This window comes from Streptomyces sp. NPDC029292, assembly GCF_055569295.1.
In genome coordinates this window covers 276,025-300,140 of sequence record NZ_JBVHXR010000011.1, presented here as the reverse complement: position 1 = coordinate 300,140, position 24,116 = coordinate 276,025, and the positions used below count along the sequence as shown (strand labels likewise).

At 69.2% G+C, this 24,116-nt stretch carries 22 protein-coding genes and 1 pseudogene; 11 read left to right on the top strand and 12 right to left on the bottom strand.

Going from position 1 to position 24,116, the window contains the following annotated elements; all coding sequences use genetic code 11:
- Nucleotides 1-73 precede the first annotated feature (73 nt).
- Both radA and disA read left to right on the top strand, forming a co-directional pair.
- Nucleotides 74-1,483, top strand: coding sequence for a DNA repair protein RadA (gene radA / locus ACZ4WS_RS24930; RefSeq protein WP_467983438.1), 1,410 nt, complete (start codon nucleotides 74-76; stop codon nucleotides 1,481-1,483).
- Between the two features lie 68 nt (nucleotides 1,484-1,551).
- Nucleotides 1,552-2,676 carry a DNA integrity scanning diadenylate cyclase DisA gene (disA, locus tag ACZ4WS_RS24925; protein WP_467983436.1) on the top strand — a complete coding sequence of 375 codons (1,125 nt, stop codon included), beginning with the start codon at nucleotides 1,552-1,554 and terminating at the stop codon, nucleotides 2,674-2,676.
- A gap of 104 nt (nucleotides 2,677-2,780) precedes the next feature.
- Here disA and ACZ4WS_RS24920 read toward each other — a convergent pair whose 3' ends face one another.
- Nucleotides 2,781-3,587, bottom strand: coding sequence for a hypothetical protein (locus ACZ4WS_RS24920; RefSeq protein WP_467983434.1), 807 nt, complete (start codon nucleotides 3,585-3,587; stop codon nucleotides 2,781-2,783).
- A gap of 247 nt (nucleotides 3,588-3,834) precedes the next feature.
- Between ACZ4WS_RS24920 and ACZ4WS_RS24915 the strand changes: the two genes are divergently transcribed.
- From ACZ4WS_RS24915 to cseC, 5 genes are all read left to right on the top strand, one after another.
- Nucleotides 3,835-4,743, top strand: a complete 909-nt coding sequence (locus tag ACZ4WS_RS24915) for an HhH-GPD family protein (RefSeq protein ID WP_467983432.1) — start codon at nucleotides 3,835-3,837, stop codon at nucleotides 4,741-4,743.
- Between the two features lie 239 nt (nucleotides 4,744-4,982).
- The gene (locus tag ACZ4WS_RS24910; protein ID WP_168510000.1) at nucleotides 4,983-5,522 is read left to right on the top strand and encodes a SigE family RNA polymerase sigma factor; all 540 of its coding nucleotides are present in this window, start codon (nucleotides 4,983-4,985) and stop codon (nucleotides 5,520-5,522) included.
- The gene (locus tag ACZ4WS_RS24905) at nucleotides 5,510-6,157 is read left to right on the top strand and encodes a hypothetical protein (RefSeq protein WP_467983430.1); all 648 of its coding nucleotides are present in this window, start codon (nucleotides 5,510-5,512) and stop codon (nucleotides 6,155-6,157) included. Before ACZ4WS_RS24910 ends, ACZ4WS_RS24905 begins: the two co-directional genes overlap by 13 nt.
- Nucleotides 6,158-6,176: 19 nt before the next feature.
- Nucleotides 6,177-6,884, top strand: a complete 708-nt coding sequence (gene cseB / locus ACZ4WS_RS24900) for a two-component system response regulator CseB (protein ID WP_467983428.1) — start codon at nucleotides 6,177-6,179, stop codon at nucleotides 6,882-6,884.
- An 8-nt stretch (nucleotides 6,885-6,892) separates the two neighbouring features.
- On the top strand, nucleotides 6,893-8,272 hold the full coding sequence (cseC, locus tag ACZ4WS_RS24895) for a two-component system sensor histidine kinase CseC (protein WP_467983426.1): 1,380 nt from the start codon (nucleotides 6,893-6,895) through the stop codon (nucleotides 8,270-8,272).
- Nucleotides 8,273-8,283: 11 nt separating this feature from the next.
- Here cseC and ACZ4WS_RS24890 read toward each other — a convergent pair.
- Together ACZ4WS_RS24890 and ACZ4WS_RS24885 are read right to left on the bottom strand one after the other, a co-directional pair.
- A pseudogene (locus tag ACZ4WS_RS24890) lies at nucleotides 8,284-8,421 on the bottom strand (VOC family protein); the annotation flags it as partial.
- 119 nt (nucleotides 8,422-8,540) lie between these two features.
- The gene (locus tag ACZ4WS_RS24885) at nucleotides 8,541-10,130 is read right to left on the bottom strand and encodes an MDR family MFS transporter (protein ID WP_467983424.1); all 1,590 of its coding nucleotides are present in this window, start codon (nucleotides 10,128-10,130) and stop codon (nucleotides 8,541-8,543) included.
- Nucleotides 10,131-10,302: 172 nt separating this feature from the next.
- Between ACZ4WS_RS24885 and ACZ4WS_RS24880 the strand changes: the two genes are divergently transcribed.
- Nucleotides 10,303-10,899: a TetR/AcrR family transcriptional regulator gene (locus ACZ4WS_RS24880; RefSeq protein WP_467983421.1), complete on the top strand. Its 597-nt coding sequence runs from the start codon at nucleotides 10,303-10,305 to the stop codon at nucleotides 10,897-10,899.
- Nucleotides 10,900-10,902: 3 nt separating this feature from the next.
- Here ACZ4WS_RS24880 and ACZ4WS_RS24875 read toward each other — a convergent pair whose 3' ends face one another.
- Nucleotides 10,903-11,589, bottom strand: coding sequence for a M23 family metallopeptidase (locus ACZ4WS_RS24875; RefSeq protein ID WP_467983419.1), 687 nt, complete (start codon nucleotides 11,587-11,589; stop codon nucleotides 10,903-10,905).
- Nucleotides 11,590-12,315: 726 nt separating this feature from the next.
- Here ACZ4WS_RS24875 and ACZ4WS_RS24870 point away from each other — a divergent pair.
- Together ACZ4WS_RS24870 and ACZ4WS_RS24865 are read left to right on the top strand one after the other, a co-directional pair.
- A complete protein-coding gene (locus ACZ4WS_RS24870; protein ID WP_327430637.1) occupies nucleotides 12,316-12,687 on the top strand; it encodes a trypco2 family protein in 372 nt (123 codons plus the stop codon).
- On the top strand, nucleotides 12,684-15,962 hold the full coding sequence (locus tag ACZ4WS_RS24865; protein ID WP_467983417.1) for an NACHT domain-containing protein: 3,279 nt from the start codon (nucleotides 12,684-12,686) through the stop codon (nucleotides 15,960-15,962). Before ACZ4WS_RS24870 ends, ACZ4WS_RS24865 begins: the two co-directional genes overlap by 4 nt.
- Nucleotides 15,963-16,036: 74 nt before the next feature.
- On the opposite strand, the gene ACZ4WS_RS24860 is transcribed toward ACZ4WS_RS24865, so the two are convergent.
- Complete coding sequence (locus tag ACZ4WS_RS24860) at nucleotides 16,037-18,562, bottom strand: ATP-dependent Clp protease ATP-binding subunit (protein ID WP_467983415.1); 2,526 nt, start codon at nucleotides 18,560-18,562, stop codon at nucleotides 16,037-16,039.
- Between the two features lie 431 nt (nucleotides 18,563-18,993).
- On the opposite strand from ACZ4WS_RS24860, the gene ACZ4WS_RS24855 reads away from it, so the two are divergent.
- Nucleotides 18,994-19,629 carry an SCO3374 family protein gene (locus tag ACZ4WS_RS24855; RefSeq protein ID WP_467983414.1) on the top strand — a complete coding sequence of 212 codons (636 nt, stop codon included), beginning with the start codon at nucleotides 18,994-18,996 and terminating at the stop codon, nucleotides 19,627-19,629.
- Here ACZ4WS_RS24855 and ACZ4WS_RS24850 read toward each other — a convergent pair.
- The 7 genes from ACZ4WS_RS24850 to nadC all read right to left on the bottom strand — a co-directional run bounded on the left by ACZ4WS_RS24850 (nucleotide 19,608) and on the right by nadC (nucleotide 24,116).
- Nucleotides 19,608-19,943: a histone-like nucleoid-structuring protein Lsr2 gene (locus tag ACZ4WS_RS24850; protein ID WP_467983413.1), complete on the bottom strand. Its 336-nt coding sequence runs from the start codon at nucleotides 19,941-19,943 to the stop codon at nucleotides 19,608-19,610. The two genes, ACZ4WS_RS24855 and ACZ4WS_RS24850, sit on opposite strands and share 22 nt — an antisense overlap.
- Before the next feature lie 226 nt (nucleotides 19,944-20,169).
- Nucleotides 20,170-20,727, bottom strand: coding sequence for an amino-acid N-acetyltransferase (locus ACZ4WS_RS24845; RefSeq protein WP_467983412.1), 558 nt, complete (start codon nucleotides 20,725-20,727; stop codon nucleotides 20,170-20,172).
- Nucleotides 20,728-20,736: 9 nt separating this feature from the next.
- Complete coding sequence (locus ACZ4WS_RS24840) at nucleotides 20,737-21,201, bottom strand: BlaI/MecI/CopY family transcriptional regulator (protein WP_467983506.1); 465 nt, start codon at nucleotides 21,199-21,201, stop codon at nucleotides 20,737-20,739.
- A gap of 133 nt (nucleotides 21,202-21,334) precedes the next feature.
- A complete protein-coding gene (locus ACZ4WS_RS24835) occupies nucleotides 21,335-21,514 on the bottom strand; it encodes a hypothetical protein (RefSeq protein ID WP_467983410.1) in 180 nt (59 codons plus the stop codon).
- 13 nt (nucleotides 21,515-21,527) lie between these two features.
- A complete protein-coding gene (locus ACZ4WS_RS24830; RefSeq protein WP_467983503.1) occupies nucleotides 21,528-22,121 on the bottom strand; it encodes a hypothetical protein in 594 nt (197 codons plus the stop codon).
- Nucleotides 22,122-22,332: 211 nt separating this feature from the next.
- Nucleotides 22,333-23,130: a type III pantothenate kinase gene (locus ACZ4WS_RS24825; RefSeq protein ID WP_467983408.1), complete on the bottom strand. Its 798-nt coding sequence runs from the start codon at nucleotides 23,128-23,130 to the stop codon at nucleotides 22,333-22,335.
- Nucleotides 23,131-23,138: 8 nt separating this feature from the next.
- Nucleotides 23,139-24,116: a carboxylating nicotinate-nucleotide diphosphorylase gene (gene nadC, locus ACZ4WS_RS24820; protein ID WP_467983406.1), complete on the bottom strand. Its 978-nt coding sequence runs from the start codon at nucleotides 24,114-24,116 to the stop codon at nucleotides 23,139-23,141.

The following is a 24,116-nucleotide window of genomic DNA, read 5'->3' as shown; positions in this document are numbered from 1 at the left end:
CGCTCCGGTGCCCTGGCAGCCGGGCCGTCCACAGCACGGCTCGGCTGTCAGTGCCCTCGGCTACGGTTCGGTCATGGCTGCCCGTACGAAAACCGCGAAGGACCGGCCGTCCTACCGCTGCACCGAGTGCGGCTGGCAGACGGCCAAGTGGCTCGGCCGCTGCCCCGAATGCCAGGCATGGGGGACGGTCGAGGAGCACGGCACGCCCGCGGTCCGTACGACGACACCGGGCCGTGTCACCACGTCCGCCGTGCCCATCGGCCAGGTCGACGGCCGCCAGGCCACCGCCCGCACCACCGGCGTGCCCGAGTTCGACCGCGTCCTCGGCGGCGGTCTCGTCCCCGGCGCGGTGGTCCTCCTCGCGGGCGAGCCGGGCGTCGGCAAGTCCACGCTCCTGTTGGATGTGGCGGCCAAGTCGGCGAGCGAGGAACACCGCACGTTGTACGTGACGGGTGAGGAGTCGGCCAGCCAGGTCCGGCTCCGCGCCGACCGCATCAAGGCGATCGACGACCACCTCTATCTCGCCGCCGAGACCGACCTCGCCGCCGTCCTCGGCCACTTGGACGCCGTGAAGCCGTCCCTGCTCATCATGGACTCCGTACAGACCGTCGCCTCCCCGGAGATCGACGGCGCACCCGGCGGCATGGCGCAGGTCCGCGAGGTCGCGGGAGCCCTCATCCGCGCCTCCAAAGAGCGCGGCATGTCCACCCTCCTCGTGGGCCACGTCACCAAGGACGGCGCGATCGCGGGCCCCCGCCTCCTCGAACACCTCGTGGACGTCGTCCTGCACTTCGAGGGCGACCGGCACGCACGCCTTCGGCTCGTACGAGGGGTCAAGAACCGTTACGGGACGACGGACGAGGTCGGCTGCTTCGAGCTGCACGACGAGGGGATCACGGGCCTGGCCGACCCCTCCGGCCTGTTCCTCACGCGCCGCGCCGAGCCCGTCCCCGGCACCTGCCTGACCGTCACCCTCGAAGGCCGCCGCCCCCTGGTCGCCGAGGTGCAGGCGCTCACCGTGGACTCCCAGATCCCCTCCCCCCGCCGTACGACGTCCGGTCTGGAGACCTCCCGCGTCTCGATGATGCTGGCCGTCCTGGAGCAGCGCGGCCGGATCAGCGCCCTCGGGAAGCGGGACATCTACTCGGCGACGGTCGGCGGCGTGAAGCTCTCCGAGCCCGCCGCCGACCTCGCGATCGCGCTCGCCCTCGCCTCCGCCGCGAGTGACACCCCGCTCCCCAAGAACCTCGTGGCGATCGGCGAGGTCGGCCTCGCGGGCGAGGTCAGACGGGTCACGGGCGTCCAGCGCCGGCTCGCCGAGGCCCACCGCCTGGGCTTCACGCACGCCCTCGTACCGACCGACCCGGGCAAGATCCCTCCCGGCATGAAGGTCCTGGAAGTCGCCGACATGGGCGACGCGCTGCGGGTACTGCCGAGGTCCCGTCCTCGAGAGGCCCCACGGGAGGACGAAGAGCGCCGGTAGACTTTGCCCTGGTCTCGCCCGTCCGTACGAACCAAGGGCGACCGGAAACCTGCGACCGGAGGAGTGCAGTGGCAGCCAACGACCGGGCAGCAGCTCCCGGAAAGGCCGGTGGGAGCTCCGGTGCCGATGGCCTGATGCGCGCCTCATTGAGCGCCGTGGCACCCGGCACGGGGCTTCGAGACGGGCTCGAGCGAATTCTCCGCGGCAACACCGGCGGACTCATCGTGCTCGGCTGGGACAAAACCGTCGAAGCGATGTGTACGGGCGGTTTCGTCCTGGACGTCGACTTCACGGCGACCCGGCTGCGCGAACTCTGCAAGCTCGACGGAGGCATCGTCGTCGACAAGGACATCACCAAGATCCTGCGGGCGGGCGTGCAGCTGGTGCCCGACCCGACGATCCCGACGGAGGAGACCGGCACCCGGCACCGCACCGCGGACCGGGTGAGCAAGCAGGTCGGCTTCCCCGTCGTCTCGGTCTCCCAGTCGATGCGCCTGATCGCCCTGTACGTCGACGGCCAGCGCCGCGTCCTGGAGGACTCCGCCGCGATCCTCTCCCGCGCCAACCAGGCCCTCGCGACCCTGGAGCGCTACAAGCTCCGCCTCGACGAGGTCGCGGGAACGTTGTCAGCGCTGGAGATCGAGGACCTCGTCACCGTCCGGGACGTCTCCGCGGTGGCCCAGCGTCTGGAGATGGTGCGCCGCATCGCCACCGAGATCGCCGAGTACGTCGTCGAACTGGGCACGGACGGGCGCCTTCTCGCCCTCCAGCTCGACGAGTTGATCGCGGGCGTCGAGCCCGAGCGTGAACTCGTCGTACGGGACTACGTACCCGAGCCGACCGCCAAGCGCTCCCGCACGGTCGACGAGGCGCTCTCCGAACTGGACGCGCTCAGTCACGCGGAGCTCCTCGAACTCTCCACGGTGGCACGGGCGTTGGGCTACACCGGCTCCCCCGAGGCGCTGGACTCCGCCGTCTCCCCGCGCGGCTTCCGCCTCCTCGCCAAGGTGCCCCGCCTGCCCGGCGCGATCATCGACCGGCTCGTGGAGCACTTCGGCGGCCTGCAGAAGCTGCTCGCCGCCAGCGTGGACGACCTCCAGACGGTCGACGGCGTCGGCGAGGCGAGGGCGCGCAGCGTCCGCGAGGGCCTGTCGCGGCTGGCGGAGTCGTCCATCCTGGAGCGTTACGTCTAGCCGCTCGAGGAAGTGCGAGTAGCCACCCGAGGAAGCGCGAGCCTCCCCGGCCCTTCAGCCCTTTCCTTCAGGCGGCCCTTCCTTCAGGCGCTTCCTTCAGGCCTTCAGTCCTTGGACAGCACGAACGAGGTCTGCGCCTTCGTCAGCCCCGGCGCCTTCGCCTCCACCAAGTACGTGCCCGCGGACGCCGATCCGGCCGGAGGCGTGGCGCACTCGGGGACACTGGCCTTGCGGTCCCACTCCACCGTGTAGGTCACCTGGCCGTCGGCCGGAACGCGGAACAGGAGACTGCCGGTGCTCTTCGGGCAGTCGTCCGAGGACCAGATGTCGGTGTCGCTGCCGGCCTGAGTGATCGTCAGGACGGCGTTCTTCGGGCCGAGATCGACCTTGCAGTCGCCGGCGGAGGAGTTCTGGGCGACGAGCTCGAAGGTGGGGTTCTCGCCGGGCGCGTATGTGTTGTTGACGCTGCGCAGCGTCAACTTGACGGCGGAAGGGGCACAGTTGGGAAGGCTGGAACCGGCGGGGAGCTGCTCCCCCGAGCCTCCGCCGCCCTTGGACCCGTCGTCGGTCCCCGCGCCGGACCCGCTGCCGCTCGTGCTGGAGTCCCCGGATCCCGACCCGGACCCGTCACCCGATCCGCTCGTGCCGCTGCTGTCGCCGCCGCTCGACTCGTCGCGCCCGCCCGGGTGTTGACTGATCGCGGGCCCGGAGCCCGACGGTCCCGGAGTGATCGAGGGCGCGGGATTCTTCCCGTTCGACCCGTCGGCGCCGTTCTTTCCGCCCCCGCCGCCCGAGCCGACCACCCAGACGATGAGCAGCGCCAACAGCGCGACCACAGACAGCAGAACGGCCCTCCGACGCCAGTAGATGGTGGAGGGAAGCGGCCCGACCGGATTGCGCAGAGATCCCACGGCGCAAACTGTACGAGAGATCCGCCGCGCCGCTGGCCCCACCCGCCGCCTCGGGCGCAACTTTTCCGGATCATCATCCTGGTCTTCAGCCCGTCCGGCGCTTGAGGACGAGCGCGTCAGCGCGATACGGGGGTCTGGGGGCGGAGCCCCCAGGGACCAGAAGGGCAGGGGCGGCGGGGGCGAAAAACCCACCCCACCCCCGGCGGCACCGCACACTCCCCACCCCCACGTGGCAGGATCGACCCCGATGACTACACCCACCAAGCCCACCCAAAACGCCCCCGGCGAGACCCTGCACACCCCCGTCATCGCCTGGTTCGACGAGCACGCCCGTGACCTCCCGTGGCGGCACCCCGAGGCCGGCCCCTGGGGGGTGATGGTCAGCGAGTTCATGTTGCAGCAGACGCCGGTGAACCGCGTGTTGCCGGTGTACGAGCAGTGGCTGGCCCGCTGGCCCCGCCCCGCCGACCTGGCCAAGGAGGCCCCGGGCGAGGCCGTCCGCGCCTGGGGAAGGCTCGGCTACCCCCGGCGCGCGCTCCGGCTGCACGGCGCCGCGATGGCCATAACGGAACGGCACGGCGGCGACGTACCCACCGAGCACCCGCAGCTGCTCGCGCTGCCCGGTATCGGGGAGTACACGGCGGCGGCGGTCGCGTCGTTCGCGTACGGCCAGCGTCACGCCGTACTCGACACGAACGTTCGACGGGTCTTCGCGAGGGCCGTCACCGGCGTGCAGTACCCCCCGAACGCCACGACCGCGGCCGAGCGCAAGCTCGCCCGCGCTCTCCTCCCCGAGAGCGAGCGCACGGCCTCCCGCTGGGCCGCCGCCTCCATGGAACTCGGCGCGCTGGTGTGCACGGCGAAGAACGAGACCTGCCACCGCTGCCCGATCGCGGCGCAGTGCGCGTGGCAACTGGCGGGCAAGCCGGAGCACGAGGGCCCGCCGCGCCGCGGCCAGACGTACGCGGGCACGGACCGTCAGGTCCGCGGCAAACTCCTCGCCGTCCTCAGGGAGGCCGCCGGGGCGGTCCCGCAGGCGGCCCTGGACCGCGTATGGGACGAACCGGTACAGCGGGCCCGAGCCCTCGACGGCCTCGTCGCCGACGGACTCGTGGAGCCGCTCCCGGACGGCCTGTATCGCCTGCCGTTGACATAGGAGTTGACACAGCAGAGGCCACAAAGCAGGACCAACTGGTAGATATATTCGCCCCGCCCTACCCACCACCTACATCCGTTACACAACCGACGGACAGCCGAGTGCTCGTCGCAGGCTGGCTCGGACAACCCCGTGACAACGCCTCCGTAGCTTCATTTCTGTGCCGCACGAAGCGCGGCACAGCAGCAACGGACAACCGGCAGCAGGCAGGTCGGAAACGGGGATGGAGGCGGTTGATCATGGCGCACGGCGAGGTGCTCGAATTCGAGGAGTACGTCCGCACCCGGCAGGACGCGCTGCTGCGCAGTGCCCGCCGTCTGGTCCCCGACCCGGTCGACGCCCAGGACCTGCTGCAGACCGCGCTCGTACGGACGTACGGCCGCTGGGACGGCATCGCGGACAAGCGGCTGGCCGACGCCTATCTGCGCCGCGTGATGATCAATACGCGTACCGAGTGGTGGCGGGCGCGGAAGCTCGAAGAGGTGCCCACCGAGCAGCTTCCGGACGCGAGCGTCGACGACTCCACCGAGCAGCACGCGGACCGCGCGCTGCTGATGGACATCATGAAGGTGCTGGCACCCAAGCAGCGCAGTGTCGTGGTGCTGCGACACTGGGAGCAGATGTCCACCGAGGAGACGGCCGCCGCGCTTGGCATGTCGGCCGGAACGGTCAAGAGCACGCTGCACCGGGCGCTGGCCCGGCTCCGCGAGGAGCTGGAGAGCCGCGACCTGGACGCCCGCGCGCTCGAACGTGAGGAGCGGGAGCGTTGCGCGGCCTAGGAAATCAGGCCAGGGAGGTCTTGAAGGCGGGGAGTGCGGCAGTCGCCGTGCTCGCCGCCCTCGGCCTTTTCCTGACCGCCTGCGCCACGGGTGGCACCGGCGCCCGCGACGAGGGCCCGGCGGGCAGTGAGGCGGTCGCCAAGGGTGCCACCACGCCCTCGGCCTCCCCCTCACCGTCCAGGGCGGCCAAGCGCGTGGACGCGGTCCAGCTCGTCAAGGACGACCCGGAGGTCAGCGCGACGGTCAAGAGCGCCCTGAAGCCGTGCGTCGCCGACGAGTACCCGGTCGACGTGTCGTACGGGGATCTGACCGGAGGAGCCTCGGACGACATCGTGGTCAACGTGATGGCCTGCGGCGATGCCGTCGGCGTCGGCTCGTACGTGTACCGCGAAGAGGGGGGTAAGTACCAGAACGTCTTCAAGGCCGAGCAGCCTCCGGTCTACGCCGAGATCGACCGGGGCGCTCTGGTGGTCACCCAGCAGCTGTACAAGAAGGGTGACCCGGTGGCGTATCCCTCCAGCGAAGAAGTGATCACCTACGGCTGGTCCACGACTCACTTCACCGAGGAGTCCCGGACGCACAACGACTACAGCAACGCGGTGGGCGGCGCCGACACGCCCGCCCCTTCGAACTGAGAGCAGACGGAGCAGCCGGATGGCAGAGCAGACCCACGTCCTGTTCGTCGAGGACGACGACGTCATCCGCGAGGCCACACAACTCGCCCTGGAGCGCGACGGCTTCGCGGTCACCGCCATGCCCGACGGACTGTCCGGCCTGGAGGCGTTCCGCGCGAACCGGCCCGACATCGCGCTCCTGGACGTCATGGTCCCCGGACTCGACGGCGTCAGCCTGTGCCGACGCATCCGCGACGAGTCGACCGTCCCCGTGATCATGCTGTCCGCGCGCGCCGACTCGATCGACGTCGTGCTCGGCCTGGAGGCGGGCGCCGACGACTACGTGACCAAGCCCTTCGACGGCGCGGTCCTGGTCGCGCGGATCCGCGCGGTGCTGCGCCGCTTCGGGCATGCGAGCGGCGGCCAGGGCGGGGCTGCCGAGGAGCCCGCGTCGATGGACGGCGGGGTGCTCGCCTTCGGTGACCTGGAGATCGACACCGAGGGCATGGAGGTGCGCAGGGGCGGTACGCCGGTGGCGCTCACGCCCACCGAGATGCGGCTGCTGCTGGAGTTCTCGTCCACGCCGGGTACGGTGCTGAGCCGCGACAAGCTGCTCGAACGCGTGTGGGACTACGGCTGGGGTGGTGACACCCGCGTCGTCGACGTCCATGTGCAGCGGCTGCGCACGAAGATCGGCCAGGACCGGATCGAGACGGTCCGTGGCTTCGGATACAAGTTGAAGGCCTGAGCAGGGGTATGCGGGGGATTTTTCGGCGCCTGGTTCCGGGCGGCAGGAGAGCGGGCGCGGGCAGTGGCACCGATGTGTCCGGGGGCATCCGCACCGGCATCCGGTGGAAGCTCAGCACGGCCATCGCACTGGTCGGCGCCCTGGTCGCGGTCGCACTGAGCCTGGTCGTGCACAACGCGGCGCGCGTGTCGATGCTCGACAACTCGCGCGACCTGGCGGACGAGCGCATCCAGCTCGCGCAGCGCGTGTTCGGGCCCGGCCGGCCGCCCCCCTTCGGGGCCAGGCTCGACGATCCGGCCATCCCGGCGGACCTGCTGGAGAAGGTGTCGCAGGGACGGCGGGCGACCTACGTCTCCGAGGGTTCGAACGGCGTGCCCGACATCTGGGCCGCCGTACCGCTCAGGGACGGCCGGGTGCTGTCCTGGCACGAGCGGTTCACGGACCGCAACGCGGACGTCATGAAGGACCTCGACCAGGCCCTCATCATCGGCTCCATCGCGGTCGTCTTCGGCGGCAGCGCGCTCGGCGTGCTCATCGGCGGCCAGCTGTCGCGCCGGCTGCGCAAGGCCGCGGCCGCGGCGAACCAGGTCGCCAGGGGCGACACCGACGTACGCGTACGGGACGCGATCGGCGGTGTCGTACGCGACGAGACCGACGATCTCGCACGGGCCGTGGACGCGATGGCGGACGCGCTCCAGCAGCGCATCGAGGCCGAGCGCCGGGTGACCGCGGACATCGCGCACGAGCTGCGTACGCCCGTGACCGGGTTGCTGACGGCGGCGGAACTCCTGCCGCCCGGCCGCCCCACCGAACTCGTCCGGGACCGCGCGCAGGCCATGCGCACCCTCGTCGAGGACGTCCTGGAGGTCGCGCGGCTCGACGGCGCGTCCGAGCGGGCCGAGTTGCAGGACATCCTGCTCGGCGAGTTCGTGACGCGGCGGGTGGCCGCGAAGGGCGCGGACGTCGAGGTGCGCGTGGTGCACGAGTCGGAGGTCACGACGGACCCGCGCCGCCTGGAGCGGGTCCTGCTCAACCTCCTCGCCAACGCCTCCCGGCACGGCAAACCCCCCATCGAGGTCACCGTCGAGGGCCGTGTCATCCGCGTCCGCGACCACGGCCCCGGCTTCCCCGAAGCACTCCTCGCCGAGGGCCCGAGCCGCTTCCGCACGGGCAGCACCGACCGCGCGGGCCACGGCCACGGGCTCGGTCTCACCATCGCGGCGGGCCAGGCCCGGGTGCTGGGCGCCCGCCTGACCTTCCGCAACGTGCGGCCCGCCGGCGCACCGGAGGACGTACCCGCCGAGGGCGCGGTCGCGGTGCTGTGGCTGCCGGAGCACGCGCCGACGAACACGGGGAGCTATCCGATGCTGCCGAACTCGGCGAAGTAGCGCGAGGTGCGGGTCAGCGCGCCCGCCCCGAGGACGCCCTTGGCGACGAGCTTCTTCATCATCTCGGCGGACTCGGGGTCCATCGCGGGCGGCCCGGGAACCATCAGGGTCAGCTCGACGTCGGGCTGGTTCTGGGCGCCGACGGGAAGGGCAGGGGCGGGAAGGGCAGGGGCGGAGGGGGCGAAGGCCCGCCGCAGGCGCACCCCAGCCACGTACAGAAGAAGGCCCCCGGGGCGGACAACGCCGGGGGCCTTCGGACCAGAGAGGGTCAGACCGTCTCGGTCACGGTTTCCTTCGACGGCAAGTCGCCCGCCGCGTCCTCGACCGGCTTGGCCGCAGCCGGCCCCGCCCCCTTCAGCGGAACCTCCTTCACGAACACCGCCGCGACAAGGGCGACCACAGCCACCACGGACCCGAGCAGGAACGCCGAGTGCGTACCGGAGGAGACAGCGTGCTGGTAGGCCTCCCGGGCCACCGCGGGCAGCTTCGCCAGACTCGCCGCGTCGAGCGTCGCGGACTGCTCGGTCACCTTGGACCCGATCGCCCCGGCCCGCTCGGCCATCACGTCCTGCACCCGGTGGTTGAACAGCGCGCCCATGATGGCGACGCCGAAGGAGGACCCCAGGGTCCGGAACAGGGTGGTCGACGAGGACGCGACGCCCATGTCCTTCATCTCGACGCTGTTCTGCGCGACCAGCATGGTGATCTGCATCAGGCAGCCCATGCCGGCACCGAGCACCGCCATGTACAGCCCGGACGTCAGTCGCGTCGTCTCGGTGTCCATCTGCGCGAGCAGGAACAGCCCCACGATCATCAGCACACTGCCGACGAGCGGAAAGACCTTGTACCGGCCGCTGTTGGTGGTGACCCGCCCGGCGACCATCGAGACGGCGAGCATCGCGCCGAGCATCGGCAGGAGCAGCAGCCCGGAGTTGGTGGCGGACGCGCCCTGCACGGACTGCTGGTACAGCGGCAGGAAGAGCACCGCGCCGAACATCACGAAGCCGGTGATGAAGCCGATGATCGACATCAGCGTGAAGTTGCGGCTGCGGAAGATGTGCAGCGGCATGATCGGAGCGGCGGCCTTGGTCTGCCAGAAGACGAAGCCCACGAGCGAGGCGACCCCGATGCCGATCAGCTCCATGATCCTGGCGGAGCCCCAGGCGTACTCGCTCCCGCCCCAGGTGGTCACCAGCACGATGGACGAGATGCCGAGGGCCAGCAGTCCGGCGCCGAGATAGTCGATCTTCGCCTCGACCCGCTTCTTCGGCAGGTGCAGTACGGCGCTGACAGCGATCAGCGCGACGACGCCGAGGGGCAGGTTGATGTAGAAGGACCAGCGCCAGCCCCAGTGGTCGGTGATGGTGCCGCCGACCAGCGGTCCGAGGATCATGGCGAACGCCATCACGCCGGCCATCATGCCCTGGTACTTGCCGCGCTCCCGCGGCGGAATCAGGTCACCGATGATCGCCATGACGCCGACCATCAGACCACCGGCGCCGAGACCCTGAATGGCGCGGAACCCGATGAGCTGGCCCATGTCCTGGGCCATGCCGCTGAGCGCGGACCCGATCAGGAAGAGCACGATCGAGGTCATGAAGGCGCCCTTGCGCCCGTACATGTCGCCGAGCTTGCCCCAGATGGGGGTCGAGGCGGCGGTCGCGAGCGTGTACGCGGTGACGACCCACGACAGGTGTTCGAGGCCGCCCAGATCGCCGACGATCGTCGGCATCGCCGTGCCCACGATCATGTTGTCGAGCATCGCCAGCAGCATCGCGATCATGAGCGCGAGCAGCACGACTCGTACGCTGCGTGGCTGTTTCTCGGTCTGTACGACCGTCTCTGTGTTGTCCGCCATCGTTTCCACTCCCCTAGGTACCGCTGCCGCCGTCCGGCTACTTACTTGCCGACCGGCAAGTTGACTACACTCAGGGAAAGTAGTCCCGTAACTAGCCGGGCGTCAAGTAAGTTTAAGTAGTTTCACTAGCCGGGCGACAGGTAAGTTTTCAGGGAGCGCAGGAAGTACGAGGATGGGCGGCACCATGGACGGCACCAAGCGACAGCGCCGCGGCGACACTCGCCAGCGCATCCAGGACGTGGCCCTCGAACTCTTCTCCGAGCAGGGCTACGAGAAGACCTCGCTGCGCGAGATCGCCGAGCACCTCGACGTCACCAAGGCGGCGCTCTACTACCACTTCAAGACCAAGGAAGAGATCCTCATCAGCCTCTTCGAGGACCTGACGAGGCCGCTCGACGAGCTGATCGACTGGGGCAAGCAGCAGCCGCACTCCCTGGAGACCAAGCAGGAGGTGCTGCGCCGCTACAGCGAGGCCCTCACCGGCGCGGCCCCGCTCTTCCGCTTCATGCAGGAGAACCAGGCGACGGTGCGCGAGCTGAGCGTCGGCGAGACGTTCAAGGACCGCATGCTCAGCATGCTCGACATCATCAGGGAGCCGGACTCGCCCCTGACCGACCAGGTCCGCTGCGTCAGCGCGCTCTTCACGATGCACGCCGGGATGTTCGTCCTCAAGGACGTCGAAGGCGACCCCGAGGACAAGCGCAAGGCGGTCCTGGAGGTCGCGATCGACTTGGTGACGCAGGCGCACGGAGACGCCGCCGCGTCCTGAGAGTTAGACAGTCACGCCCTTGGAGTGCAGGAAGGCGACGGGGTCGATGGCCGACCCGTAGTTCGGGGTCGTACGGATCTCGAAGTGCAGGTGCGGCCCACTGGAGTTGCCGGTGTTGCCGGACAGCGCGATGTGCTGACCGGTGGCGACGACCTGGCCGACCTTCACGTCTATCCGCGACAGGTGGGCGTACTGCGAGTAGGTCCCATTGCCGTGCTTGATGACGATGGCGTTGCCGTAGGCGGGACCGTCGCCGGCCCCATTGCCGCCGGCCTTCACGACGGTGCCGCCGTGCGCGGCGACGACCTCGGTGCCCTGCGGCACGGCGAAGTCCTGGCCGGAGTGCTTGTGGGCCCACATGCCACCGGCCTGGTTGAAGCTGGCGGACAGCGCGTACTTCTTCACCGGGTCGACCCAGGAGGCGGCCGTCACGGCGGCGGCCTGCTTGACCTTGGCGGCGGCCTTCGTCGCGGCGGCGGTCTTGGCGGCGGTGGCGGCCTTGGCCTGAGCGGCGGCCTGCGTCTGCACGGCGTTCGTCACCGTGACCGCTCCGGCGCTGCTGAGGGTGTCGGCGGCGGTCGCGACCCCGGCGCCCAGTACGGCCGAGGCTCCGAGACCGACGACAAGGACGGCCGCCCGGGTGCGGATCAGGGACGTACGGGAGTGACGGGACGTGACGCGCTTCGACATGGGGACCTCGCGGGGACGGGGACAGGGACTCAGAAACCACCCGGCACACAGTCGGCCGCCGGATGGCCATTCCTTGGTAACCCCCGCCCCCGCAGATCCCCAAAATCGCGATCTACGAGGAAAGGTCGTACTTCACCCAAAAAATTCCGGGTCCTTGACAGACCTCCCACCCCGTACCGGAACTTCCGGATTTTTTCCATGAAGGGGGGTTTAATCCCACTTAGAGAGCTCGAACCCGGCCCGATCCCCGCCCCTGTCGGCCCACCACTCGCGACACTGGAAGCCGCACTCGGACTCCGGGACGAAAGTCCCTTTTGTCCCCTCAGAGCACCCCACTATCCACCCTAGTAACGGACAAATCGCCTGTGCGACATGTCACCGGCCCACAAGATCGAGGGGCCTTCGGATGTGACGGGGGCTACTCCGCTGCCCTGCCTCAGGGCTCATGAGGAGGCCCGATGGATCCGACGGCGCCGGGGGCGTCGCGCAGCCCCACGGTGTCCGCGGCTTCGTCACCCATCCGTTCGGATGACGTGACATGGTTCGCCCGCGCGTAAAGATCACTCTGCGCAACGCTCGGCACCATGCATCACTTGTCCCGGGTCGCACAGGAGGCCATCGGCCGTGAACCTCACCCCGCTCGACTCCCTCAACACCGTTCGCACGCACCTCAACACCCCGTAAAATCCAGCTACTTGAACGGCACCTGAGGGATACCGGGGGATCATGACCGCCACTTCGCCGCGCGCAACCGACCTGGACGGCATCGAACTCTCCGACGCCATCGCCTCGGTCCGCGACCAACTCATCGAGGCTGCGACACGGGCATCGGGTCAGCCCGTGTCGTTCGAGGTCGGCGCCATCGAGATGGAATTCACGCTTGAGCTGCGCAAGGAGGTGAAGGGAGGCGGCAAGGTCAAAGCCTGGGTCGTCGAGGCCGGAGCCGACGCCTCGCGCGAGACGGGCCGAACACACCGCGTCGCCTTCACCCTCACCCCACGGGACGCGCGCACCAACGCCCCGTGGCAGGTCGGCAACGAGCGCCAGGGCAGCACCTCTGCCTTCGGCCAGGTACCCAACCCGCCCGCGGCGCGATGACCCCGGCCGCCGGTCCGGCCGACCGCGCGGTGGTCGTACTGGGTCAGGCACAGGGCAGCGGAGTCGCGCTCAACAGCCGCCTCGTCCTCACCTGCGCCCACGTCGTCGGCGACAACCCGGCACCCGCGATCGCCCATCCCGGCCGCGCCGAGCCGATCACCGCCCAGGTCATCTGGCAGGACGCCGGGCTGGACGCGGCCCTGCTGCTCACGAACGCCGACCTGCCCTGCACCTCCCACGTCCGCATCGGCCACCTGGACACCACCCGGCCCCTCCCGCAGTGCGAGACCATCGGCTACCCGGACATTCAGCGGCGAGGCCCGGCAGGTCACCTCGCCTCCGACCAGTACGCGGGCACGGTCCTGCCGGCCGCGGCCCGCCCCCGCTCCGTCCTCACCTTCGCCTTCGACCAGCCGCCCGCCGCCGAACTCCCCGACGGCCCCTCCCCGTTGGCAGGCCTGTCCGGGTCCCCCGTCTTCGCGGGCGACGTCCTGCTCGGCATCGTCGGCACCATCCCCCGCGGGCGCGCTCACCTCCGCGCCGAGGGCACTTTGATCAGTGACCTGACGGACATGCCGTACGACCTGCCGCACAGCGAGCCGATCAGTCATCACCATCCACTGGACCGCCAGTACGAAGCGGAGTACGCGCAGGCCGTCGGCGCCGCCTATCGCAACACCAAGATCTTCGGTCTGGACGATCTCGGTCGTCGTGAATCCGAATGGGACCTGGACACCGCGTATCTGAGCCTGGAGGCGGCGACCCGCATCTCGGAGGCCGACGCGCGCAACCTGGACACCACAACGACGCGGCAGAGGTCGTCCCGGACGAGCCGCACCCCGCTGCGCGTCGATACGCTCATGTCCACCCGCCCCCGCGTCCTGCTGCGCGGTGACGCGGGCGCCGGCAAGACGACGCTGGTGTGGTGGCTGGCCGCCCACTCCGCCGCGGGCACCCACGGCCCCAGCCTGGCCGGGCTCAACGGCCTCGTCCCCCTCATCGTCCCCCTGCGGACCCTGCGCGCCCAGCGTGTGGACTTCCCGCCCCCGTCCCAACTCCCGCACGCGGCAAAACTGGTGATCGACGAGCCGCCCGACGGCTGGGTGGGCCGGGTCCTGCGCGCGGGACGCGCCCTCCTGCTCGTCGACGGCCTGGACGAGGTCCCGCAGACCGACCGCGAGGAAGCGCACCGCTGGCTGTCCGCCCTGCTGCGGCGCTACCCGGGCACGCGCTGCGTCGCCACCGTACGTCCCCTCGCCGTCGAGCCCGACTGGCTCGAGTCGGAGCAGTTCGAGGAGTTACGCCTCCTGCCGATGCGCGACGACGACATCCAGACCTTCATCAAGGCCTGGCACCGCGCCGCCCGCCTGGGCGACGACGACCACGACCTGCTGCGCGAACTGGAAAAGGACCTGTCCCAGCAGTTCCGCCACAATCCCTCTCTCAGCGACCTGGCCCGCACGCCACTCCTGTGCGCGGTGATCTGCGCACTCCACCGCCGCCTGCAGGGATTTCTTCCGGAAACCCGCTTCAAGCTGTACCAGTCGGCCCTGGAGATGCTCCTCGGCAACCGCGACAAGCGCCGCCGAGTGGACGCGCCCGACGGCATCACCATGTCCGTCGAGGAGCATCACCAGATCCTCCAGCGCATCGCGGTCTGGCTGGTCCGCTGCGGCCAGTCCGAATTCACCCGCACCCAGGCCCGTCCCCAACTCGAAGCCGCCCTGGCGGGCATGGAACGCGTACGGGGCCAAGGCACGACCGAAGACGTCCTCACGCACCTCCTCAACCGCTCGGGCCTGCTCCAGGAACGCGCCGCGGATTCCTACCAGTTCATCCACCGCACGTTCCAGGACTTCCTCGCCGCCAAGGAACTCGTCGAAAGCGGCTCCCTGAAGGAACTCGTCCGCAATGCCGACGACGAACTGTGGCAGGACGTCATCCTGCTGGCGTCGGGCCATTGCCGCCGTGAAATCAGGGAGTTGCTGACCGGACTCCTCGCCAAGGCGGAGGCACCGGCCACTCCGGGGCCCTTGCGCACCCAGCTCTACGTCCTCACCGCACTCTGCTCGGAGCACGCGGCATGGCTGGAGGGGGATTTGCGCGACCGCATTCGCGGTCACATCGCCGAGCTGGTCTCCTCCTACACCTCCTCCATCACCGGAACACAGACCGTCCATCTGGCGCGGCTGGGTCCCTACGCCCTCGAGTTCCTTCCCTCAGCCCACGAACTGGCGAACAGTCAGCAGCAGTACCGGGTCGCACAACTCGTTGGCAGAATCGGAGGAGCCGAGGCCATTCCCTATGTGCGTCACCTGGTCTCCAGCCCACATACGAGGCCCTCGGCGATCTCGCGGCTCGTCAGCGCGTGGGCCAATTTTCCCACCGAGGAGTACGCGCGTGAGGTCCTCGGACACGTGCGTCTGCTGGCCCACCTTCCCCTGCCGGTGGCCACCAAAGAGCAACTGTCGCTGCTGCGCCTGCTGCCCGGCGCCAACAACCTCACGCTCACCGGGCCCTTCTCGTCGAAGGAACTCCAAGAAGCTCCCTTTCCGAAGGTCCGGACACTGGTTCTGCACCGAATGCCTGTCCTGGAGGACCTGGCCTTCCTGGACGCTCAGGAAGAGTGCCTGAACAAGCTGACCTTGTCGTCCTGCCCGTCACTCACGGACGTCTCATCCCTGGCTCAGATGTCTTCTCTGAACTCCATCCATCTCAGCCTCCAGCCGCTTCCCGCCGATGCGCTGGACCACGTACGAGCCGTCCCCGGACTCAGGGGTCTGACACTCACCGCTCCCCACCTCACGACGGTGGCATCCATCCCCGCCCACCCGACCGTCACCCGCCTCGAGCTGCCCGGACAACGGCTGCTGGACACCACGGGCCTTGAGGCCTGGCAGTCACTCACCGACATCACCCTGCCCTGCCCGCTGTCCCCCACCAGGTTCTGGGACTGCGTACGTGACGCGGACCGGATCAGCCACGTCGAGACATCGGTCCGCTCCCTGTCCGACCTGCGCCACGTGCGCCCACTGCCCCGCGTCACGAACCTGCGGCTCACCGGGATCGGTGACTGGGGTGACGTGGGCGTCCTGCCCTCGATATTCCCGGCCCTCTCCCGCCTTTCGCTCGGCTTTCAGACGGAGAAACGCGACGAGGAACTGGATCTACGCGAACTGCACACGCTGCCAGACCTCCAGGTGACCCTGACAGGTGCTCGCCCGGTGCGCGTCCTCGGAGGCGAACCGGTCGGTGTCCGGGCCGACTTCACGTAACGCCGGCACACAGAGAAGGGGCTGCCCCAGGACCGAAGTCCCAGGGCAGCCCCTCTGTTCAGCGAACCCGGAGGTTACGCGTCCTTGCTCAGGTTGGGCCCGGCGCCGCCGGCCGCCTGCTCGATCGGCGGGACGTCGGGAAGCGCCGACTTCTCCTCACCCCGGAAGGTGAAGGTCTTGGCGTCGCCCTCGCCCTCCGTGTCGACGACCACGATGTGGCCGGGACGCAGCTCGCCGAAGAGGATCTTCTCGGACAGGATGTCCTCGACCTCGCGCTGGATCGTCCGGCGCAGCGGCCGGGCGCCCATGACGGGGTCGTAACCCTTCTTCGCAAGGAGCGACTTGGCGGACGGGCTGAGCTCGATGCCCATGTCCCGGTCCTTCAGCCGCTCGTCCACCTTGGCGATCATGAGGTCGACGATCTGGATGATGTCTTCCTCGGTGAGCTGGTGGAAGACCACCGTGTCGTCGACACGGTTCAGGAACTCCGGGCGGAAGTGCTGCTTCAGCTCGTCGTTGACCTTGGTCTTCATACGCTCGTAGTTGGTCTTGACGTCACCCGAGGCCGCGAAGCCGAGGTTGAAGCCCTTGGAGATGTCCCGGGTGCCGAGGTTGGTCGTCATGATGATGACCGTGTTCTTGAAGTCCACGACCCGGCCCTGGGAGTCGGTCAGGCGACCGTCCTCCAGGATCTGCAGCAGCGAGTTGAAGATGTCCGGGTGGGCCTTCTCGACCTCGTCGAAGAGGACCACCGAGAACGGCTTGCGACGCACCTTCTCCGTCAGCTGGCCGCCCTCTTCGTAGCCCACGTAGCCGGGGGGCGAACCGAAGAGACGCGAGACCGTGTGCTTCTCGCTGAACTCCGACATGTCGAGGGCGATCAGCGCGTCCTCGTCACCGAAGAGGAACTCCGCCAGGGTCTTCGACAGCTCCGTCTTACCGACACCCGAGGGGCCGGCGAAGATGAAGGAACCACCGGGACGCTTCGGGTCCTTCAGACCCGCTCGCGTACGACGGATCGCCTGCGAGAGCGCCTTGATGGCGTCCTTCTGGCCGATGACCCGCTTGTGGAGCTCGTCCTCCATGCGCAGCAGACGCGAGGACTCCTCCTCGGTCAGCTTGAAGACCGGGATGCCCGTGGCGGTGGCCAGGACCTCGGCGATCAGCTCGCCGTCGACCTCGGCGACGACGTCCATGTCGCCGGCCTTCCACTCCTTCTCCCGCTTGGCCTTCGCGGCCAGGAGCTGCTTCTCCTTGTCGCGGAGGGAGGCGGCCTTCTCGAAGTCCTGCGAGTCGATCGCGGACTCCTTGTCGCGGCGCACGCCCGCGATCTTCTCGTCGAACTCGCGGAGGTCCGGCGGAGCGGTCATCCGGCGGATGCGCATCCGGGAGCCCGCCTCGTCGATCAGGTCGATCGCCTTGTCGGGGAGGAACCGGTCCGAGATGTAGCGGTCCGCGAGCGTCGCGGCCTGGACCAGAGCCTCGTCCGTGATGGAGACGCGGTGGTGTGCCTCGTAACGGTCGCGCAGGCCCTTGAGGATCTCGATCGTGTGGGGGAGGGAAGGCTCCGCCACCTGGATCGGCTGGAAGCGGCGCTCGAGGGCCGCGTCCTTCTCGAGGTGCTTGCGGTACTCGTCGAGAGTCGTCGCACCGATGGTCTGGAGCTCACCGCGGGCCAGCATCGGCTTCAGGATCGAAGCCGCGTCGATGGCGCCCTCGGCGGCACCCGCACCGACCAGCGTGTGAAGCTCGTCGATGAACAGGATGATGTCGCCGCGGGTGCGGATCTCCTTGAGCACCTTCTTCAGGCGCTCCTCGAAGTCACCGCGGTAGCGGGAACCGGCCACCAGCGCGCCGAGGTCCAGGGTGTAGAGGTGCTTGTCCTTGAGGGTCTCGGGCACCTCGCCCTTGACGATGGCCTGGGCGAGGCCCTCGACGACGGCGGTCTTGCCGACGCCGGGCTCACCGATCAGGACCGGGTTGTTCTTCGTACGGCGGGACAGCACCTGCATGACCCGCTCGATCTCCTTCTCGCGCCCGATGACCGGGTCGAGCTTGGACTCACGAGCGGCCTGGGTGAGGTTCCGGCCGAACTGATCGAGGACCAGGGACGTGGAGGGGGTGCCCTCGGCAGGACCGCCTGCGGTGGCGGTCTCCTTGCCCTGGTATCCGGAGAGCAGCTGGATCACCTGCTGCCGCACCCGGTTGAGGTCTGCGCCCAGCTTGACCAGGACCTGGGCGGCGACGCCCTCGCCCTCGCGGATCAGGCCGAGCAGGATGTGCTCCGTGCCGATGTAGTTGTGGCCCAGCTGAAGGGCCTCGCGGAGCGACAGCTCCAGGACCTTCTTGGCACGAGGGGTGAAGGGAATGTGGCCGGACGGGGCCTGCTGGCCCTGGCCGATGATCTCCTCCACCTGCTGGCGGACCGCCTCGAGCGAAATCCCGAGGCTCTCCAGGGCCTTAGCGGCGACACCCTCACCCTCGTGGATCAGGCCCAGGAGGATGTGCTCGGTGCCGATGTAGTTGTGGTTGAGCATCCGGGCTTCTTCCTGAGCCAGGACGACAACCCGCCGCGCGCGGTCGGTGAACCTCTCGAACATCGTTAATCGCTCCTCAGAGCGGTCAGGCAGTAAGGGGACGCTCCCCTCCCTGTCCTTCCGCAGCTTAGTCCCGCAAGCGGGGACCGCTCATTCCAACTGCCGACACCGTCCTTGGCCTCCTGACCCCGAACGCCGACATATGCTCCAACCTGATGGTGCGAGACGATGTTCCCGCAGGCCAGGCAGATACCCTCACCATCTGTACGCCGATGGCGAACGCGAGATGCCCGAGCCATGCGTGTCGCCCACTCCCACTAGGGATGTCTTACCCGTACGCACTGACACTCCATGCGGCGCGCACCGGTTCCCTCCGCTATGGGCGAACATCCTTGCGCCGCCGAACGCCTCCGCACGCCCCCATTTCCGGAACTCTGCGTATTCATTGGAATACCCAGCGTAACTCCGGAGCCCTTCTGGCGGTTGCTCCTGGCATGGTTCCCACCGTCCCTCTCGCCCGTCGGCCGCTCGGTCCGAGTGATCTGGTGCATCACTGGGATCTGGTGCATCAGTGGTACGAGAACGAACTGGGCTGGGCGGCAGTGCCCGGCACACCGGTACGGCTTGCCACCGGCCTGCGCTTCGACGTGCTGGAGGTGCCGGCGGAGGCGGGATTCGCGGCGCTGCGGCATCTGGGGCCCGGGTCTCCGGTGGTCCTGCAGGGCAACCGGATGCGGCTCCTGGTCGCCGCGGGAAGCGCGGACGAGGTGCCGGGGCTGCTCGACTGGCTGGAGTGGGGCGCTCTCGCGCTGGATCTCACGGCGATCGGCGCGGGCGGGAGCATCGAGGCTCCACCGCCGCCCGGAGGGGCCGACGGGAGCCAGACGGATGCCCGAGGGGCCGACATGGGCCTGGGCGGCTTGCTGGGGGCCGCCGTCTGGCTGCGGCCCCCGGAGCCTGGCTGCGAGGTCGAGCCGACGCTGCCGACGCTGTCGGCGCTGGGCGGCGGAGCGGTCGGAGGGGGCGGTGGGGGCGCCCCCGATCTCGTACGACTCGTGGACACGATGGCAACGCAGTGCCACCGAGTAAGGCTGCGGCGCGCGTGCGCTCAGCCGTTGGCCTTCTCGTAGGCCTCACGAATGGACGCGGGAACTCGGCCACGGTCGTTGACCTCGTAGCCGTTCTCCTTCGCCCACGCGCGGATCTGCGCGGTGTCCTGGCTGCCACCGGAAGCGACGCGCGCCTTTCCACGTGCTCCCGAAGCACGGCCTCCAGTACGACGGCCACCCTTCACGTAGGCCTCGAGAAGGCCACGAAGCTTGTCCGCATTGGCGGTCGTGAGATCGATTTCGTACGTCTTGCCGTCCAGCGCGAACGTCACGGTCTCGTCGGCCTCGCCACCGTCGAGGTCGTCGACAAGAAGGACCTGAACCTTCTGTGCCACCGGATTTCCTTTCATCGATAACTTCAGGGCCGAGGGCCGCGGCGTGTGCCGCTGTTTCGCGTCCCCTGTTATATGCAGTACTGCAGTACGTCGGAAAGCAAACCGCTTTTGCTGGAAAAACACAAACCCCTGGGGGAGACTCACAGGGCACTGGCAGTCCGGAAACGTACGCGTTTCGGACATAGGGAACGTGGGCAAGGCGGTCCGCCGGAATAGTCGCCGACGATCACAGGTGCAGAAGCATCCGACTGTTGCCCAAGGTGTTCGGTTTCACTCGTTCGAGACCGAGGAACTCCGCCACGCCCTCGTCATAGGAACGCAACAGCTCGGCGTAGACATCGGTGTCAACGGGTGTCTCGCCGATCTCCACGAAGCCGTGCTTCGCGAAGAAGTCGACTTCGAAGGTCAGACAGAAAACCCGTCGAACACCGAGCCAGCGCGCGGTGTGCAGCAACTTCTCCAGCAACTGATGGCCGACGCCGGCGCCCTTGACCGCTGGGTTCACGGCGAGAGTACGGACTTCCGCGAGGTCTTCCCACATCACGTGCAGCGCACCGCAGCCGACGACCTCCGCGTTGTCGTCGCGTTCAGCGACCCAGAACTCCTGGATGTCCTCGTAAAGCGTCACCGTCGCTTTGTCGAGCAGGATGCCGCGTCGAACGTTCGCGTCAAGGAGCCGGCGCACGGCCGGGACATCGCTGGTCCTGGCCCGCCGGACAGTGATGGCTTTTGCGCTGGCTTCGGGGCGCTCTGCCGGAAGCTCTGCGGGATGCTCTGCTGGCATGAGCGGACGCTATCGCCCGCTGTCGCCCTCGTCGGCGGCGGGGTTCTCGTCCGCCGGGTTCCCGGCCGGGTTGTCGGCAGGCTTCTCGGCCGGGTTGTCGGCAGGCTTCTCGGCCTGGTTGTCGGCCGGCTTCTCGGCCACGGGGGTTTCCGGTCCTTGGACCATACGCACGGCATCGCGCAGCGCTTCGCGCTGTTCCGGGGACATCATGCCGAAGAAGGCGACGAGAGCGGCGGCGGGGTTGTCGCTCTGCGACCAGGCATCGTTCATCAGTGCCGCCGCGTAGGCGGCACGTGTGGAGACCGCCTCATATCGATAGGCCCGGCCTTCCGCTTCGCGGCGCACCCAGCCCTTCTGATGGAGATTGTCCAAAACGGTCATCACCGTGGTGTACGCGATGGACCGTTCCTGCTGAAGGTCTTCCAGGACTTCTCGAACGGTGACCGGGCGGTTCCACTTCCACACCCGCGTCATGACCGCGTCTTCGAGTTCTCCCAATGGGCGAGGCACAGTTCAGAACAATAGTGGGAGATCGGCAACAAAAAGGGCGTACGACTCGAAAAACGTATGAGTCGTACGCCGATGAGTTGCGCGGTGCGGGCGGGGCTCAGCCCTTGATGTCTCGGGAGACCTGGCGGGCGCCCTCCGCGCGCGCGAGGGCGGCGTCGACCACCGCGTCCTCCTTGGACTTGTTGGCCCCGCCCTGGGTCTTCACGATCGTCACGATCAGCCAGATGAAGAACACGGCCATCACTACGGGGGGCACGAGCGCGGAGACATAGTCCATGCCTCCAGAGTAACTAGCCCGCGGCGAGCTGTTGAGGGGGGTTCGCCGGTGGCGGTGCGGGCTTGCGCTTCGGGGGGAAGACCTCGCCCGGGGTGGGGATGGGGCGCTCTGTGGCCGGCTTCGGCTTCGGAGCGGCGGCGGGCCTTTCCGCGGGCTTGGCGGGCTCGTCGGAGGCCAGGCCTCCGGGGAGGGCCAGCAGGCGGGTGCGGGACCGCGGGACCGTGGGTGCGTCCGCATGGCCCGCCAGGCGGGCGCGTACGTCCTGCTCGGCGAGCACCCGGCAGCGGTCCAGGAGGGCCGCCGCGGCCGGGTTGCCGCGCAGCGCGCGGAGTGCGGCGAGGTCGTCGGGGTTGGGCCGGTAGCCGTTGCCGAGCGCCTCCTCCAGGAGTACGAGGTAGCCGCCGGCGGTGCCGGGCAGCGCGCCCCGGTAGCGGGCGAGGTCGGCCAGCAGAAAGGCCCGGAGCCTGGCTCCCTCGTGGGCCGCCTCGTCGACGGACTCGGCGAGACGAAGGCAGTCCTGGACGTCCTCGGCCGAGGCGGGGCTGGGGTGCACGGCGAGGGCGAGAGCGCGGCGGAGCACACGCAGCTCCTCCGCACCGAACGCCATGCCGCCGCGGGATCCGTATGGCGTGGGCATGCGCCGACGATACGCGCTAATCAGACAAAATCCGCATAGCAGGCATATGTGGCGTGGCTTGGGTTTCATCCCCGCCGCCCCTGCCCTCCCCCGTTCTCACTCACTTCGCTCGAGCGGGCGGCAGCCCCCGTCGTCCCCTGGGGGCTGCCGCCCCCGGACCCCTGCTTCGGCCTGAACGGCCTCACGTACGCGACACGTTCCGCTCGTAGACCAGCCGGAGCCCGATCAGCGTGAGCCAGGGCTCGTGTTCGTCGATGACCGAGGACTCGCCGAGGACCATCGGGGCCAGTCCGCCCGTGGCGATGACCGTGACCTCGTCGGGGTCATCGGCGAGCTCGCGGGCCATACGGTTGACGACCCCGTCGACCTGCCCCGCGAAGCCGTAGATGATGCCGGACTGCATCGCCTCGACGGTGTTCTTGCCGATGACCGCGCGCGGCCGCGCCACCTCGATCTTGCGGAGCTGCGCGCCCTTGACGCCGAGCGCGTCGACGGAGATCTCGATACCGGGAGCGATGACACCGCCGATGTACTCGCCCCGTGCACTGACCGCGTCGAACGTCGTCGCCGTACCGAAGTCGACGACGATCGCCGGCCCCCCGTAGAGCTCGACGGCCGCGACCGAGTTGATGATGCGGTCCGCGCCGACTTCCTTGGGGTTGTCGGTGAGGATCGGCACCCCCGTCTTGACGCCGGGCTCGACGAGGACGGCGGGAACGTCGCCGTAGTAGCGGCGGGTCACCTCGCGCAGCTCGTGCAGCACGGACGGGACGGTGGCGCAGATGGCGATCCCGTCGATGCCGTCACCGAGCTCCTCGCCGAGCAGTGGGTGCATGCCCATGAGGCCCTGGAGGAGCACGGCGAGCTCGTCGGCCGTGCGGCGGGCGTCCGTGGAGATGCGCCAGTGCTCGACGATCTCCTCCCCGTCGAAGAGGCCGAGGACGGTGTGCGTGTTGCCTACGTCGATGGTCAGCAGCATGGTCGCGGTTACTCCGCCGCTCGCAGGTCGAGGCCGATGTCCAGGATCGGCGAGGAGTGCGTGAGGGCGCCCACCGCCAGGTAGTCGACGCCCGTCCTGCCGTACGCCTCGCCGTTGCCCAGGGTGAGGCGGCCCGAGGCCTCCAGGAGGGCGCGGCCGTCGACGAGGGCGACGGCCTCCTCGCACTCGACGGGCGTGAAGTTGTCCAGAAGGATGAGGTCGGCGCCCGCGTCCACGACCTCGCGCAGCTGGTGCAGGGTGTCGACCTCGACCTCGATCGGGACCTCCGGGAAGGCCTCCCGTACGGCCTTGAAGGCCTGCGCCACGCCACCCGCGGCGACCACGTGGTTGTCCTTCACCAGGGCCGCGTCCGAGAGCGACATGCGGTGGTTGACGCCGCCGCCGCAGCGCACCGCGAACTTCTCCAGGGAGCGCAGCCCCGGGGTCGTCTTGCGGGTGTCACGCACGCGGGCCTTGGTGCCCTCCAGAACGTCCGCCCACGCGCGCGTGGCGGTCGCGATGCCGGACAGGCGGCACAGGAGGTTCAGCGCGCTGCGTTCGGCCGTGAGCAGGTCACGGGTGCGCGTGGTGACGCTCAGCAGCTTCTGGCCCGCCTCGACGCGGTCGCCGTCGTCGACATGCCGCTCGACCGCGAACTCGTCGGTGCAGACCACGGAGATGACCGCCTCGGCCACCCGCAGGCCCGCGACCACGCCGGCGTCGCGGGCGGTGAAGTCGGCGGTGGAGACGGCGTCCTCGGGGATGGTCGCGACGGTCGTCACGTCCACGCCGTGGTCGAGGTCCTCCTGGATGGCCACGTTCGCGATGTCCTCGACCTCCAGGGGGTCGAGACCGGCGTCGGCGAGGAGCTGGGCGAGCGCGGGGTCGAGGCCGCACTCCAGGTACGCCTCGTCCATGTCGGCGCCGCAGCCGCAGCCGTCGCCGCAGCCGCCGCTCTGGGCGAGGGGAAGGTCGGGGGTGCTCAC

Coding starts and splice junctions, on each gene's coding strand:
- radA (WP_467983438.1), top strand. CDS start 74: ATGGCTGCCCGTACGAAAACCGCGAAGGACCGGCCGTCCTACCGCTGC.
- ACZ4WS_RS24915 (WP_467983432.1), top strand. CDS start 3,835: ATGACTACACCCACCAAGCCCACCCAAAACGCCCCCGGCGAGACCCTG.
- ACZ4WS_RS24910 (WP_168510000.1), top strand. CDS start 4,983: ATGGCGCACGGCGAGGTGCTCGAATTCGAGGAGTACGTCCGCACCCGG.
- cseB (WP_467983428.1), top strand. CDS start 6,177: ATGGCAGAGCAGACCCACGTCCTGTTCGTCGAGGACGACGACGTCATC.
- cseC (WP_467983426.1), top strand. CDS start 6,893: ATGCGGGGGATTTTTCGGCGCCTGGTTCCGGGCGGCAGGAGAGCGGGC.
- ACZ4WS_RS24885 (WP_467983424.1), bottom strand. CDS start 10,130: ATGGCGGACAACACAGAGACGGTCGTACAGACCGAGAAACAGCCACGC.
- ACZ4WS_RS24880 (WP_467983421.1), top strand. CDS start 10,303: ATGGGCGGCACCATGGACGGCACCAAGCGACAGCGCCGCGGCGACACT.
- ACZ4WS_RS24875 (WP_467983419.1), bottom strand. CDS start 11,589: ATGTCGAAGCGCGTCACGTCCCGTCACTCCCGTACGTCCCTGATCCGC.
- ACZ4WS_RS24870 (WP_327430637.1), top strand. CDS start 12,316: ATGACCGCCACTTCGCCGCGCGCAACCGACCTGGACGGCATCGAACTC.
- ACZ4WS_RS24865 (WP_467983417.1), top strand. CDS start 12,684: ATGACCCCGGCCGCCGGTCCGGCCGACCGCGCGGTGGTCGTACTGGGT.
- ACZ4WS_RS24860 (WP_467983415.1), bottom strand. CDS start 18,562: ATGTTCGAGAGGTTCACCGACCGCGCGCGGCGGGTTGTCGTCCTGGCT.
- ACZ4WS_RS24855 (WP_467983414.1), top strand. CDS start 18,994: ATGGTTCCCACCGTCCCTCTCGCCCGTCGGCCGCTCGGTCCGAGTGAT.
- ACZ4WS_RS24845 (WP_467983412.1), bottom strand. CDS start 20,727: ATGCCAGCAGAGCATCCCGCAGAGCTTCCGGCAGAGCGCCCCGAAGCC.
- ACZ4WS_RS24840 (WP_467983506.1), bottom strand. CDS start 21,201: ATGACGCGGGTGTGGAAGTGGAACCGCCCGGTCACCGTTCGAGAAGTC.
- ACZ4WS_RS24835 (WP_467983410.1), bottom strand. CDS start 21,514: ATGGACTATGTCTCCGCGCTCGTGCCCCCCGTAGTGATGGCCGTGTTC.
- ACZ4WS_RS24830 (WP_467983503.1), bottom strand. CDS start 22,121: ATGGCGTTCGGTGCGGAGGAGCTGCGTGTGCTCCGCCGCGCTCTCGCC.
- ACZ4WS_RS24825 (WP_467983408.1), bottom strand. CDS start 23,130: ATGCTGCTGACCATCGACGTAGGCAACACGCACACCGTCCTCGGCCTC.